Raw genomic sequence first — 13,196 nt, 5'->3', positions numbered from 1 at the left:
CGCCGCCGGGCAATCCCCGCGCCGGCGGGGAGCCTGGTCAGGTCACCCCGGCGCGGGATGGTGCCCGCGCCACCGTGGGATCGCAGGCGCGCGACCGCCGGCAATCGCGCCTGCGCTGAGGCGGGGTGGCAGACGTCGCGCAGCGGCGCGCGCCCGCGCCCCTCAGCCGCGCCGGACCGCGCGCAGCACCGCCAGCGCCAGGGCCGTCTTGACCACCGTGCCGGGGATGAACACCACGAAGCCCGCCTGCAGCGCGCGCTCCCAGCCGATGAAGCCCGCGAGCCACGCCACGCCGGGGACGAACAGCACGAGATGCGCCGCGCTCAGCACCAGCGCCTGCCGCGGCAGGCCCCGCCCCGCGAGGCCGGCGAGCCAGGCCGCGGGCAGGAAGCCGAGCAGGTAGCCGGCCGTCGGCCCCGCCAGCACGGCGAGCCCCCCCGCCCCGTTGGCGAAGACCGGCAGGCCCATCGCGCCCTCGGCGAGGTAGAGCGCGACGCTCGCCGCGCCGAGCCGGGCGCCGCCCAGCGCGCCGAGCAGCAGCACTGCGAGCGTCTGCAGCGTCGCCGGCACCGGCCACATCGGCAGGCTGACCTGCGCCGAGGCGGCGAGCACGGCCGAGCCGAGCAGGGCAAGACCCCAGAAGCGCGCGGCGGCGGTGGCGCGGGAGGCGAGGGCGGCGGTGGTCATGGTCGGCATACCTTCGGGTTCAGGGCTTGATCGGCGCGGTCTGCCCGCGCGCGACGGCGGTGAAGACGAGATCGTTGTGCGCGCCCGCGGCCGGACCTGTCCAGCGCACCATCTCGCGCGGGTGGATGCCGTCGAGGCGGAAGGGCGCGGCCGGGTGCAGCACCTGGCCGAGCAGCGGATCCTCGACCTCCATCACCCAGCCGCGCTCGCGGAAATGCGGGTCGTTGGCGCAGTCGGCCATGTCGTAGAGGCGCGAGCAGGGCACCTCCGCCGCCTCCAGCACCGCCTCGGCCTCCGCCGCCGGCTTCGTCTTCGTCCAGGCCGCGATGGCGGCGTCGAGTTCGGCGACGTTCTCGCAGCGCCCGGCATTGGTGGCGAAGCGCGGGTCCTCGGCCATCTCCGGCCGCCCGATCGCCGCCATCAGGCGCTTGAAGATGAGGTCGGAATTGCCCGCGATGCAGAGCCACTTCCCGTCCGCGCAGGGGTAGGTGTTGGTCGGCGCGGCGGTCTTGATGGCCGCCCCCTGCGGCTGCCGCACCCAGCCGAACAGGCCGTATTCCGGCAGCATCCCCTCCATCAGCGAGAAGACGCTGGAGACGAGGTCCACATCCACCACGCGGCCCTTCGCCGACGGGTCCCCCTTCACCTGCCAGCAGGCCGCGACCACGGCCATGGCGCAGTACATGCCCGCGAGGTCGTCGCTGATGGAAACCCCGCAGCGCGGCGGCGGATACTCGGTCTGGCCGGGATTGGCGGTGAGGTGCCTGAGGCCGCCCATCGCCTCGCCGATGGCGCCGAAGGCGGGCTTGTCGCGATAGGGACCGCCCTGGCCGTAGCCCGAGATCCGCCCGATCACGAGGCGCGGGTTCTCCGCGTGCAGCACGTCAGGGCCGAGGCCGAGGCGCTCGAGATGGCCGGCGCGGAAGTTCTCGACCAGCGCATCGGCGCGGCGGAGCAGCGCCATCAGCCGGGCCCGGTCCTCGGCGTTCTTGAGGTCGAGCGTCACGCTCAGCTTGTTGCGCCCGTGCACGCTGAACCAGACGGCATTGCCCTCGACATTCGAGCCCCAGCCGCGCACCGGATCCCCGCCGGGCGGCTCGACCTTGACGACCTCGGCGCCGAGATCGGCGAGCAGGCGGGTCGCGAAGGGCGCGGCGATGTAGTGGCCGAGCTCGACGATGCGGAGGCCGGCCAGCGGCAGGTTGGGCGCGTGCGTCATGCCCGGTGCATACGCCGGAACGCGGCGCGCGAAAACGCCGGCGCCGGAAACCAAGCGGCAAGCAGGGCGGGCGCAGCATGGCGGAGCGAGGCGCGGCTTCTCCCTTCCGCGCACCCGCCCCGAGGGGCGGCGCACCTCGCCGGGGCGGGAGCGGCCCTTCCGCCCCGGCGCTTCTTGCGCGCGTGTGCCGGCCGGTTGCCGCATGGCGCCGCCCGCCCCCGGCGCGGGCGCGCCCTCCTATCCGTTGCCCGCCTTTTGCGGCAGTTTGCGGCCCTGAAGAACAACAAGGGTGGCGAGGCATGAACGAGGACGAGGCAGCGGCCCGGGCGCCGGGACTGGGCGAGGCGTGGCGCGCCCGGGCGGAGGAGGTCGCCGAGGCGGCGGCCCAGGCCCGCATGATGGCCCAGGGGTTCCGCGCCCCCGCCGACGAGACCGCCGAGCCCATGCCGGCCTTCGCCGTCCCCGCGCCCGCGAGGGCGGTCCGGTGAGCGCGCCCCTGCACGATCTCACCCTCGCCGAGGCCTCGGCGGCCATCGCGCGCCGGCGGCTCTCGCCCGTCGAATATCTCGATGCCCTGCGCGCGCGCTTCGAAGCGCTGGAGCCGCGGCTGAACACCACCATCCTGCCGCTGTGGGAGGCCGCGCGGGCCGAGGCGCAGAAGGCGGCGCGGCGGATCGCGCGCAGCGGCCCGCGCTCGCCGCTCGACGGCCTGCCGGTCGGGCTCAAGGACATCATCGACCTCGCCGGCCATCCGACGACCTGCCATTCGCGCCACCTGCTCGGCAACGTGAAGGCGGCGGATGCGGCCGTGGTGGCGCGGCTGCGCGCGGCGGGGGCGGTGTTCCCGGCCAAGCTCGCCACGCATGAATTCGCCATCGGCGGCCCGGCCTTCGACCTGCCCTTTCCGCCCGCCCGCAACCCCTGGAACACCGCGCATCATCCGGGCGGATCCTCCTCCGGCTCGGGCTCGGCGGTGGCGGCGGGCATCCTGCCGGCCGCCCTCGGCACCGACACCGGCGGCAGCGTGCGCCACCCGGCGAGCCATTGCGGCATCGTCGGCATGAAGGCGACCTACGGCCTCGTATCGCGGCGCGGCGTCTTCCCGCTGGCCTTCACCCTCGATCATGTGGGGCCGCTGACGCGGGACGTCGCCTCCAATGCGCTGCTGCTCGGCGCCATGGCCGGGCACGACCCGCAGGATCCGGGCAGCGTGGTGCGGCGGGCCGAGAACTACCGGCGCCACCTCCGCAAGGGGCTGAAGGGGCTGTCGATCGGCTTCGTGCGCCATTTCCACGAGACGGACCAGCCGGCGACGGAGGAGGTAGCGGCCGCGCTCGAGGCCGCGGCGCGCCTGATGGCCCGGGAGGGGGCGAAGGTGAAGCCCGTCACCCTGCCCTCGCTCACCGACTTCGCCGCCGTGAACCGCGTCATCCTGACGAGCGAGGCCGCTTCCATCCACGGCCGCTGGCTGCGCGAGGCGCCGGAGGGCTATTCCGCCCTCACGCGCAAGCGCCTGCTGCCCGGCCTCTTTGTGCGCGCGGAGGACTACGTGCAGGCGCAGCGGCGGCGGCGCGAACTCGTCGCCGCGGTGGAGGCGGCCTTCGCCGGGGTGGACCTTCTGCTCACCGCATCCAGCATGGATCCCGCCTGCCGCATCGACGACGCCGAGGCGGTGGAAGCCACCTATTCGCGCCAGGCGCGCACGCCCTTCAACGTCACCGGCCATCCGGCGCTGACGCTGATGTGCGGGCTGTCGAAGGCGGAGGGGCTGCCGCTCTCGCTGCAACTCGTCGGCCGCTATTTCGACGAGGCGACGATCTACCGCGCCGCCGCAGCCTATGAACGCGCAGCACCCTGGGCGGCGCTGCGCCCCGCCCTCTGAGCCCGGCACGCCCCCGCAGCCCATGAGCCCGGACGGCGGCATCGGCAGGATCGCGGGCGCCGCGCCGCGGCGGCTGCCGCCCTCGCCCCTGCGGCGGATGCTGCGCGGGGCGGCGGCGCCGCTGCTGCTGCTCGCCGCGGCCTTCCTGCTGCGCGCCTTCTCCTTCGCCCCGGCGGTGATCGACACCGACGAGGGCCTCTACATGCTGCAGGCCCGCGAATGGCTGCGCGGCAACTGGCCGCTGGTGGGCGTGTGGGACATGCACCCTGTGGGCGCGCCGGCGCTCTTCGCCGCCATCATGGCGGTGCTGGGCGAGGCGATCTGGGTGCCGCGGCTGCTCGGCGTGCTCGGCACCTGGCTCACGGCCTGGGGGCTCTACGCCATCGTGCGCTTCGCCACCGCGCCGCCGGCGCTGGGGCTGGCGGCGGGCCTGCTCTACCTCGCGCACAGCACGCTGATCGGCGGCCTCGCGACCAACACGGAAGTGCTGTTCACGCCGCTGACCACCTGGTCCATGGCGCTCGGCCTCAGGGCGGCACGGCGCGCGCTCGAGAACGGCGAGGCGCCGCCCTTCGCCAAGATCATCGCCATGGGCGCGATGATCGGCTTCGCGCTCGCGATCAAGCCGGTGGCGGTGTTCGAGGGCTCGCTCGCCTGGCTGCTGCTGGTCGGCCCGGCCTGGTGGCGCGGGCTGCTGCCCACGTCGCGCGTGCTGCTCCACGCCGCGGCCTATGCGCTGTTCTGCGCCATGCCGACGCTGCTCTTCGGCCTCGCCTATTTCCTGCGCGGGGACCTGCAGGAGTTCATCAACGGCGCCTTCCTCGCGCCGCTGCGCTATGCCGGGGCGCGCGTCGCGCTGGTGGATGCCGCGCGCTACACGCTGGTCGTGGTGATGATCCTGCTCTGGGCCTTCGTGCTGGTGGCCCCGGCAGTGATCCGCCCGCGCGTGACGCGGGGGCCCGTGGCGCTGCTGCGGCGCATCGCCAGCGCCTGGTTCGCCGCCGCCACCGCGGCGGTGGTCATGCCGGGGATGTATTTCCAGCACTACTACCTGCTCTGGCTGCCGCCGCTGTCGCTGCTCGCGGCGCTGGGCGCGCGGCGGCTCGCCCGGGCCGCGCGGCCGGGGCTCGTGGTGGCCGCCTTCGCGCTGCTGGTCGGCGGCGTCGCGCTCGATGCGTGGCGCTCCTCGACCATCCCGCGCCTTTATGGCGCGATCGGCCTGACGGGGCCCGACCCTGTGCGCGAGGTGGCCGCCGCCGTGCGGCGGGAGATCGAGCCGGGCGAGCCGATCTGGGTGGTGAACTACCACCCGACGGTGCATGTGCTGGCCCAGGCGGGGCTTGCCACGCGCTACGCCTTCCCCGCTCAACTCACCGGCCGCTACTGGTCGGTGACCGGCATCGACCCCTATGCGGAAGTCGAGCGCATCCTCGCCTCCACCCCGCAGGTCATCGTCGTTGATCGCGGCTGGTGGTCGGGCGTGCGGCCCCGCATCGCGGCGATGATCGAGGAGGCGCTGAACGAGAACTACGACCTCGCCTCGGTGGTGCAGGAGGAGCGCGGGCCGGTGGAGATCTGGCGGCTGCGCTAGGCGGCCCGAGGACGGGGACGCATGGGCGGGAGGATGTGCGGCGCATCGCCTGCCGGCATCGCGCGCCCGGCCGGCTGGGGCGACCGCGCGCGGCAGATGCGAGGCCGGCACAGGCCCCTCGCCGGCCCGCCGGGCATCATGCCAGCGCGCGGAAGGCTTGGCCTTTCAACCGCTGGCCTGGCGCGCGGGGCTGGCGGGGCGGCCGCGCGCAGACCCGGAGCCTGATGCCGCGCGGACAAAGGCCGATCCTCTGTCCGCCGGGCATCAGTGTCCGGCGAGCATCGCCCGCATGGCCCGGCGCAGACGCGCCACGCCGAGGCGCGGATGGCCGCTGTCGCACAGCCGCACCCCGTCCTCCACGAGACGCGTCACCGCCTCCTCGCGCGGGCCCGGCATCTTGGCCAGGCGCTCGGCGAGTTCGATGCAGTATTCGCGGCTGTCGGTCGTGATGCGCGGCATCGGCTCGCTGCCGGCGCCGAGCACCGGCGCGACGCAGGCCAGCGCAAGGGACTGCAGGAGACGCATGGCCGTTTCCTGCACCCGGCTGCCTCACATTCCCGTGGCTCCGGGATGAAGTCGCCTTCATCGGGCCTCGTGCGCGCCGCCCAGCCGGATCGTCGCGCGCAGGCCGGTGGCAGTTCCATCAGGCGCGGCATCGTCGAGCGTCAGCTCGCCGCCATGCAGATGCGCCACCGCCTGCACCAGCGACAGGCCGAGGCCCGAACCTGGCGTCCCGCGCGAGGCATCGGCGCGGAAGAACCGCTCGCCGGCCCGCGCGCGGTCGGCGGGCGACAGCCCGGGTCCGGTGTCGGTGACGACGATCTCGGCGCCGTCCGCGCCGGCGGGGCGGGCTTGCAGCCGCACCCGCCCGCCCGGCGGCGTGAACTTCAGCGCATTGTCGATGAGGTTGCCCGCCGCCTGGGCCAGGAGGTCGCGGTCGCCGACCACCTCCAGCGTCTCGGGCAGGTCGGTCTCCAGCACCTGGCCGCTCGCCTCGGCGACGGCGCCGTAGAACTCGGCGAGCTCGGCGAGCAGCGGGGAGAGGTCGAGCGGCGCGAAGGCGGCGCGCCGCGCGCCGGCCTCGGCCTCGGCGATGCGCAGCAGCGCGCCGAAGACGCGGGTGATGTGGTCGAGGTCGGCGATGGCTTCCTCCATCGCGGCGCGCAGCGCGGCGGGATCGTCCCGGCCGGCCAGCGCTTCCTCGAGCTTGGCCCGCGCGCGGGCGATCGGCGTGCGCAGGTCGTGCGCGATGGAATCCGAGACGCCGCGGATGCCTTCCATCAGGCGGTCTATGCGGTCGAGCATGGCGTTCATGCTCTCGCCGAGGCGGTCGAACTCGTCCTCGCGGCGCGAGATCGGCACGCGGCGGCTGAGGTCGCCCGCCGCGATGGCCTGCGCCGTCTGCGCGGCCGGGCGCAGCCGCCCCTCGACCGCGCGGCGCAGCACCGCGGCACCCATCAGGGCGAAGAAGACCGCGGCGGCCGCCGACCACGCCATGCCCTCGGCGAGCAGCTCGCGCAGGCGGCCCTTCTCGGCCACGTCGCGGCCAACGAGCACGCGGTAGTTGTCGGAGAAATCCACCGCATGCAGCCGCGCGTCGATCGGCAGGCTGTCGCGGACCACGCTGCCGACGCCCCAGGACGCGCCCTCGGGCAGGTCGGGCGGCCAGCGGTCGAGATTGCCGGCCAGGCGCTGCCGGTCCGGCCCGACGAAGAGGTAGATCGCCGCCGCGTCCACGTCGGTCGCGAGGCGCTCGGCGATCGCCTCGATCACGGCGTCGGGGCCGCTTTCGCGCCAGCGCTGCGCGAGGCCGATCGCATCCGTGCGCAGCGCCGCGTCGGTCTGCCGGTCGAGCGAGCCCGCGGTCGCGTACCACAGCACCAGCGCGAACAGCGCCGTGGCGACGACGTAGATGATCGCGAACAGCAGCGCGAAGCGGAAGCCGGCGCTGCGCAGGAAGCGCAGCAGCGCCTCCCAGGCGGGGGTGGCCTCGGCGGGCGGGGGGATCGGGGGCGGGGTGATGGCGCGGCCCTCGGCGCCGGTCGCTCAGGCTTCGGCGCGGATCATGTAGCCGGCATTGCGCACGGTATGGATGAGCGGCCTGTCGAAGCCCTTGTCCACCTTCTGGCGCAGCCGGCTGACATGCACGTCGATGACGTTGGTCTGCGGGTCGAAATGGTAGTCCCAGACCTTCTCGAGCAGCATGGTGCGCGTGACCACCTGCCCGGCGTGGCGCATCAGGTGCTCGAGCAGGCGGAACTCGCGCGGCTGGATCTCGAGCCGCCGGCCCGCGCGCGTCACGGTGCGCGAGAGCAGGTCCATCTCGAGGTCGGCGATCTTCAGCCGCGTCGCCGGCGCCTCCACGCTCGGCCTGCGGCCCAGCGCCTCGACGCGCGCCAGCAGCTCGGCGAAGGCGAAGGGCTTGACGAGGTAGTCGTCGCCGCCGGCCTTCAGCCCCTTCACCCGCTCGTCCACCGCCGAGAGGGCGGAGAGGAACAGAACCGGCGTGCGGTTGCCCTGCCCGCGCAGCGTCTCGACCAGGCGCACGCCGTCCACGCCGCCTGGCAGCATGCGGTCGAGCACCAGCACGTCGAACTGCTCCGAGGCGGCGAGGAACAGCCCGTCGCGCCCGTTGGAGGCATGCTCGACGACATGCCCGGCCTCCTGGAGGCCCTTGCGCACGAACCGCGCCACCTCGGCGTCGTCCTCGACGAGCAGGATCCGCATTGCCGGCTGTCCTATCCTTCGTTGGGCCTGCGGCCGATCTGCACCGCCACCTCCTGGCTGCGGCCGCCGCGCAGCAGCGTCAGGCGGACCGTCTCGCCCGGCGGGAGGCCCGCGACGCCGCGCACCAGCGCCCGCGAGGTCGCGACCGGCTGCCCGTTCAGCGCCGTGACCAGGTCCCCCTGGCGCAGCCCGGCGCGCGCGGCGGGGCTGCCGCGCTCCACGCCCATGATGACCGCGCCGCGGCGGCCGCGGCCCTGCTCCTCGGCATCGGCGACCGAGACGCCGAGCCAGCCGCGATCCACCCGCCCGCCGCGCAGCAGCGCCTCGACCACCGGCCGCGCGAGGTCCGAGGGCACCGCGAAGCCGATCCCCGCGCTCGCGCCCGAGGGCGAGTAGATGGCGGTGTTGATGCCGATCACCTCGCCCGCCATGTTGAACAGCGGGCCGCCGGAGTTGCCGGGATTGATCGGCGCGTCGGTCTGGATGAAGTCGTCGAATGGCCCGACGCGGATGTCGCGCCCCAGCGCCGAGACGATCCCGCTGGTGACGCTGCCGCCGAGGCCGAAGGGGTTGCCCGCCGCCAGCACCCATTGCCCCACGCGCAGATTGGCCGAGACGCCGAGCGAGACGGCGGCGAGCGGCCCGCGCGGCGTGATGCGCAGCAGGGCGAGGTCGGTCAGCTCGTCGGTGCCGACGACGCGCGCGGCGTATTCGGTGCCGTCCTGCGTCGTGACGATCACCCGCGTCGCGTTGCCGACGACATGCGCGCTGGTGACGATGATGCCGCTCGGCTCGACGATGAAGCCCGAGCCCGCGCCCTGCACGAGCTGCCCGCGCCGCCCGCGCTCGATCGGCGAGCCGCGCGGGACGGGCCCCGGCCCGCCATCCTCGCGGCTGGTGACCTGGATGCTGACCACGGCGGGCAGCACGCGCTCCGCGAGGTCGGCGAAATCCGGCAGGCCGCGCTGGGCCGATGCGGGCCGCGCGCAGGCGGCGAGCGAGGCCGCGAGCAGCAGCGCGCCGCGGCGCGGCAGGCGGAACGATTCGGGCGGGCGAGGGGCGAGGGTCACGCCCGCCAATCTGCGCTGACGCGGGGGGCCGTTCAACCGGCCGCCCCCGGATCCTCGGGCCAGGCATGCTTCGGGTAGCGGCCGCGCATCTCCTTGCGCACATCGGCCCAGCCCCCCTTCCAGAAGCCTGCCAGATCCCCGGTGACGGCGATCGGCCGCCCGGCGGGGGAGAGCAGCGCCACCTGCAGCGGCACCCGCCCGCCCGCGAGCGGCGGCAGGGCGGCGAGGCCGAAGAGGTGCTGCGCCCTGGCCTCGAGCGTCGGCACCTCCCGCGCATAGTCCACCGCGGCCGAGCGCCCGGCCGGCAGCGCGATCCGCGCGGGCAGGGCGGCATCGAGCGCGCGGCGCCGCTCCCAGGGCAGGCGGTCGAGCAGCAGCGCCGCGACATTCAGCGCCGCGAGGTCCGACAGCCGGCTGCGCCCGTGCAGATGCGGCGCGAGCCAGTCCCGCGCCGTGGCGGCGAGGGCGGCATCGGAGACATCGGGCCAGTCCTCGCCCTCGACCCGGCGCATCCAGAGGATGCGCGCCTGCGCCTGGCGGGCGGCCTCGGTCCAGTTCAGGTCGCGCAGGCCGCGCTCGGCCGCCGCATCGGCCAGGGCGGCGGCGACCGCGGCGGGGTCGGCATGGGGCAGCGGCGCCTCCTCCAGCACCAGCGGGCCGAACATCAGGCGGCGGCGCGCGACCACGGCGCCGGCGCGGGCATCGAAGGCCGCGCCCTCCTCCCGCCGCAGCCTTTCGGGGAAGCGGGCCTCCAGCACGGTGCGATCGAGCGGCGCGGCCATGCGGATGCGTGCCTCCGTGCCCTGCAGTTCGAGGTCCGCCACCGCGAGCAGGGCGGATTTCGCCAGCGGATCGGAGGCCGGCAGCCGCGCCCCCTGGCCCGAGGCGAGGCGGAAGGCGCCGTCCATCGTGCCGCGCCTGGCCGCGATCCGGTCGGGGAAGCCGGCCGCGAGCAGCGCCCCGGCATCGCCCTGCGCCGCCGTGCCGCCATGCACGCCGAGCCGCCGCCGGTGCAGCGCGGCGGCGCGGCGGATGCGGTGGATGGTGGCGCGGTCGGCATCGGCGCGGTCGGCGCCGTGCAGAAGGTCGAGCCGCAGCCGCACATCCGCCGGGGCATCGCGCGCGCGGATCGGGTCCCGTTCCTCGAGCAGCGCCGCGAGGTCGGCGGCGAGCGCGGCCTCGCCCGCATCCGCCGCCGCGGCCAGCATGCGGGCGAGGCGCGGATGAGTGCCGAGCCGGGCCATGCGCCGCCCCGTCGGGGTGATGCGGCCCTCGGCGTCCAGCGCGTCGAGGTCGCGCAGCAATGCCTGCGCCGCCTTCACCGCCCCGGCCGGCGGCGGGTCGAGGAAGGCGAGGTCCTCGATGCGCGCGCCCCAGCCGGCGATGTCGAGCACGAGGGAGGAGAGTTCGGCCTCCAGGATCTCCGGCCGGTCGGCGGGCGGCAGGCCGCGGTGCAGCGCCTCGGTCCAGAGGCGGATCGCCACGCCCGGCGCGGTGCGGCCGGCGCGGCCGGCGCGCTGCTCGGCCGCGGCGCGGCTGATCCGCACGGTGACGAGGCGGGTCAGCCCGCTCGCCGCATCGAGGCGCGGCGCGCGGCGGAAGCCGCCATCCACCACGATGCGCACGCCGGGCACGGTGAGCGAGGTCTCGGCGATGGGGGTCGCGAGCACCACCTTGCGCCGCCCGTCCGCGGCAGGGTTGAGGGCGATGTCCTGCTCGGCCGGCGGCAATTCGCCATGCAGCGGCACCACCAGCGCATCGAGGCCGGCCAACCGTTCCTGGGTGCGCCGGATTTCGCCCCAGCCGGGCAGGAAGGCGAGCAGGTCGCCCGGATGGGCGCGCAGCGCCTCGCGGATGGCGGCGGCCATGGCCTCGGGCAGGTCGCGCGCATCGGCGAGGTCGCGGGCGCGGTGGCGGATTTCCACCGGGAAGGCGCGGCCGAGGCTCTCGATGACCGGCGCGTCGCCGAGCAGCCGCGCGAAGGCGGCGCCGTCCAGCGTGGCGGACATGGCGAGCAGCCGCAGGTCCGGCCGCAGCCCGCGCTGGAGGTCGAGGCAGAGGGCGAGCGCGAGGTCGGTGTCGATGTTGCGCTCATGCGCCTCGTCGAACAGCACGGCGGCGACGCCGTCGAGGCCGGGATCGGATTGCAGCCGGCGCACCAGCAGCCCTTCCGTCACCACCTCGACCCGCGTGCTGCCGGAGAAGGCGCGGTCGAGGCGCGTGGCGAGGCCGATGGTCCCGCCCGGGGCGGCCTCGCCGCACATCTGCGCCATGCGGCGCGCGGCGGCGCGGGCGGCGACGCGGCGGGGCTCGAGCACCAGGATCCGCGCGCCGCTCGCCCAGGGCTCGTCCTTCAGCACCAGCGGCACGAGCGTCGTCTTGCCGGCGCCGGGCGGAGCGACGAGCACGGCGTTCGTCCCGAGGCGCAGCGCCTCGCGCAGCGCGGGCAGCGCCTCGGCGACGGGAAGGTCGAAGGACATGGCGGGCGTCTAGCCGATGCCGTCCCGCGCCGGAATGGGCGCCCTTCCCGCCGCGCCGCGCGCGGGGCAGGATCGCCCCGTCACGGAGGTAGCCGCCATGTCGAAGGTCATCATCACCTGCGCCGTCACCGGGGCGATCCACACGCCCTCGATGTCGGACCACCTGCCGATCACGCCGCAGGAGATCGCGGAGCAGTCCATCGCCGCAGCCGAGGCCGGCGCCTCCATCATCCACCTGCACGCGCGCGACCCGAAGGACGGCCGCCCGACGCCGGACCCGGCGGTGTTCATGCAGTTCCTGCCGGTGATCAAGCAGTCCACCGACGCGGTCATCAACATCACGACCGGCGGCGGCCTCGGCATGACGCTCGACGAGCGCCTCGCCGCGCCGCTGCTCGCCAAGCCCGAGATGTGCAGCCTCAACATGGGCTCGATGAACTTCAACATCGCGCCGTCCGCCGCGCGGGTGAAGCACTTCAAGCACGAATGGGAGAAGCCCTATCTCGAGGGCACCACCAACTACATCTTCCGCAACACCTTCCAGGACATCGAGCAGATCGTCGAGCGGCTGGGCAAGGGCCACGGCACGCGCTTCGAGTTCGAATGCTACGATGTGGGCCATCTCTACAACCTCGCGCACATGCTCGACCGCAAGGTGGTGGAGCCGCCGCTCTTCACGCAGACGATCTTCGGCATCCTCGGCGGCATCGGGGCCGAATACCGCAACCTGCTGTTCATGAAGGAGACGGCGGACCGGCTGTTCGGCGACGCCTATGTCTGGTCCGTGCTCGCCGCCGGGCGCCACCAGATGCCCTTCGTCACCATGGCGGGCATGATGGGCGGGAATGTGCGCGTCGGGCTCGAGGATTCGCTCTGGATCGGCAAGGGCGTGCAGGCCACGTCCAACGCCCAGCAGGTGGCGAAGATCCGCCGCATCCTCGAGGAGCTGAGCCTCGAGATCGCGACACCGGCCGAGGCGCGCGCGATGCTCAAGCTCAAGGGCGGCGACATGGTCGGCTTCTAGGCCTTCTCCACCCGCGTGAGCCAGCAGCCCGGCCGCGCGGTGTGGATGTTCACGAAGGCCACGCGCGGGTCGGCGATGCGTTCGCGCAGCGCCGCCTCTGCCGCCTCGCCCGGCAAGACCACGCCGAGATCGTAGAGGCACATCCCATCCGCGTCGTAGTGCCGCAGGGACACGAGCGGGTTGGCGCGCACCGTCTCGGGTATCGAGTCCTCGACCGGGGCGGACGCGCAGTCCCGCGCGTGCAGGAAGACCGGCGAGGGCGTCCAGTATGGTCCCCGCGGCAACGGCAGATCCCAGGACGCCAGCAGCATCGCCTCACCCGGCAAGCCCAGGCGCAGGCAGGCGCGACAGGGAAAGCCGGGCCCGTCCACGGCGCGATGATGCACCGCGCCGCCGCGGTCGTCGGTGCCAGTGATGCGGAAGCGGGCGGCGGCGGCAGGGTCCATCGGGACGCAGCGGAAGCGGGTCATGCGCTTGGGTATCGCCGATCCAGCCCCGCGGCGCCCTCCGTCCGTT

At 74.6% G+C, this 13,196-nt stretch carries 12 protein-coding genes; 4 read left to right on the top strand and 8 right to left on the bottom strand.

Features of this window, described 5'->3' with window-relative positions; all coding sequences use genetic code 11:
• Positions 1–162 precede the first annotated feature (162 nt).
• Entirely contained in the window at positions 163–687 is a 525-nt protein-coding gene (locus FHS88_RS14055) for a biotin transporter BioY (RefSeq protein WP_184485759.1), read from the bottom strand.
• A 19-nt stretch (positions 688–706) separates the two neighbouring features.
• Complete coding sequence (locus FHS88_RS14050) at positions 707–1,906, bottom strand: CaiB/BaiF CoA transferase family protein (RefSeq protein ID WP_184485756.1); 1,200 nt, start codon at positions 1,904–1,906, stop codon at positions 707–709.
• 299 nt (positions 1,907–2,205) lie between these two features.
• Between FHS88_RS14050 and FHS88_RS14045 the strand changes: the two genes are divergently transcribed.
• The 3 genes from FHS88_RS14045 to FHS88_RS14035 are packed head-to-tail and all read left to right on the top strand — an operon-like array spanning position 2,206 to position 5,379.
• Positions 2,206–2,394, top strand: a complete 189-nt coding sequence (locus tag FHS88_RS14045; protein ID WP_184485754.1) for a hypothetical protein — start codon at positions 2,206–2,208, stop codon at positions 2,392–2,394.
• The gene (locus FHS88_RS14040; protein ID WP_184485752.1) at positions 2,391–3,788 is read left to right on the top strand and encodes an amidase family protein; all 1,398 of its coding nucleotides are present in this window, start codon (positions 2,391–2,393) and stop codon (positions 3,786–3,788) included. The genes FHS88_RS14045 and FHS88_RS14040 overlap by 4 nt, the downstream gene beginning before the upstream one ends.
• Positions 3,789–3,810: 22 nt before the next feature.
• Positions 3,811–5,379: a glycosyltransferase family 39 protein gene (locus FHS88_RS14035; protein ID WP_184485750.1), complete on the top strand. Its 1,569-nt coding sequence runs from the start codon at positions 3,811–3,813 to the stop codon at positions 5,377–5,379.
• Positions 5,380–5,643: 264 nt separating this feature from the next.
• On the opposite strand, the gene FHS88_RS14030 is transcribed toward FHS88_RS14035, so the two are convergent.
• The 5 genes from FHS88_RS14030 to hrpB all read right to left on the bottom strand — a co-directional run bounded on the left by FHS88_RS14030 (position 5,644) and on the right by hrpB (position 11,656).
• On the bottom strand, positions 5,644–5,904 hold the full coding sequence (locus FHS88_RS14030) for a hypothetical protein (RefSeq protein ID WP_184485748.1): 261 nt from the start codon (positions 5,902–5,904) through the stop codon (positions 5,644–5,646).
• A 57-nt stretch (positions 5,905–5,961) separates the two neighbouring features.
• The gene (locus FHS88_RS14025) at positions 5,962–7,260 is read right to left on the bottom strand and encodes a sensor histidine kinase (RefSeq protein WP_338146573.1); all 1,299 of its coding nucleotides are present in this window, start codon (positions 7,258–7,260) and stop codon (positions 5,962–5,964) included.
• A gap of 165 nt (positions 7,261–7,425) precedes the next feature.
• Complete coding sequence (locus tag FHS88_RS14020) at positions 7,426–8,106, bottom strand: winged helix-turn-helix domain-containing protein (RefSeq protein ID WP_184485746.1); 681 nt, start codon at positions 8,104–8,106, stop codon at positions 7,426–7,428.
• Between the two features lie 11 nt (positions 8,107–8,117).
• Positions 8,118–9,176, bottom strand: coding sequence for a trypsin-like peptidase domain-containing protein (locus FHS88_RS14015; protein ID WP_184485744.1), 1,059 nt, complete (start codon positions 9,174–9,176; stop codon positions 8,118–8,120).
• A gap of 32 nt (positions 9,177–9,208) precedes the next feature.
• Positions 9,209–11,656 (bottom strand): ATP-dependent helicase HrpB, encoded by a 2,448-nt coding sequence (gene hrpB, locus FHS88_RS14010; RefSeq protein ID WP_184485742.1) that lies wholly within the window; start codon positions 11,654–11,656, stop codon positions 9,209–9,211.
• Between the two features lie 97 nt (positions 11,657–11,753).
• Between hrpB and FHS88_RS14005 the strand changes: the two genes are divergently transcribed.
• A complete protein-coding gene (locus FHS88_RS14005) occupies positions 11,754–12,680 on the top strand; it encodes a BKACE family enzyme (protein ID WP_184485740.1) in 927 nt (308 codons plus the stop codon).
• On the opposite strand, the gene FHS88_RS14000 is transcribed toward FHS88_RS14005, so the two are convergent.
• Positions 12,677–13,150: a DUF1203 domain-containing protein gene (locus FHS88_RS14000; protein ID WP_184485738.1), complete on the bottom strand. Its 474-nt coding sequence runs from the start codon at positions 13,148–13,150 to the stop codon at positions 12,677–12,679. The two genes, FHS88_RS14005 and FHS88_RS14000, sit on opposite strands and share 4 nt — an antisense overlap.
• Positions 13,151–13,196 lie beyond the last annotated feature (46 nt).

It is taken from the genome of Neoroseomonas alkaliterrae (assembly GCF_014199195.1).
Classification (GTDB): Bacteria; Pseudomonadota; Alphaproteobacteria; order Acetobacterales; family Acetobacteraceae; genus Neoroseomonas; species Neoroseomonas alkaliterrae.
The sequence above is the reverse complement of the archived record's forward strand: the minus strand, read 5'-3'. Positions and strand labels throughout refer to the sequence as shown.

What these genes read in the sequence shown, in the direction of transcription:
- FHS88_RS14055 (WP_184485759.1), bottom strand. Translation starts at nt 687, where the DNA reads ATGACCACCGCCGCCCTCGCCTCCCGCGCCACCGCCGCCGCGCGCTTC.
- FHS88_RS14050 (WP_184485756.1), bottom strand. Translation starts at nt 1,906, where the DNA reads ATGACGCACGCGCCCAACCTGCCGCTGGCCGGCCTCCGCATCGTCGAG.
- FHS88_RS14045 (WP_184485754.1), top strand. Translation starts at nt 2,206, where the DNA reads ATGAACGAGGACGAGGCAGCGGCCCGGGCGCCGGGACTGGGCGAGGCG.
- FHS88_RS14035 (WP_184485750.1), top strand. Translation starts at nt 3,811, where the DNA reads ATGAGCCCGGACGGCGGCATCGGCAGGATCGCGGGCGCCGCGCCGCGG.
- FHS88_RS14030 (WP_184485748.1), bottom strand. Translation starts at nt 5,904, where the DNA reads ATGCGTCTCCTGCAGTCCCTTGCGCTGGCCTGCGTCGCGCCGGTGCTC.
- FHS88_RS14020 (WP_184485746.1), bottom strand. Translation starts at nt 8,106, where the DNA reads ATGCGGATCCTGCTCGTCGAGGACGACGCCGAGGTGGCGCGGTTCGTG.
- hrpB (WP_184485742.1), bottom strand. Translation starts at nt 11,656, where the DNA reads ATGTCCTTCGACCTTCCCGTCGCCGAGGCGCTGCCCGCGCTGCGCGAG.
- FHS88_RS14005 (WP_184485740.1), top strand. Translation starts at nt 11,754, where the DNA reads ATGTCGAAGGTCATCATCACCTGCGCCGTCACCGGGGCGATCCACACG.
- FHS88_RS14000 (WP_184485738.1), bottom strand. Translation starts at nt 13,150, where the DNA reads ATGACCCGCTTCCGCTGCGTCCCGATGGACCCTGCCGCCGCCGCCCGC.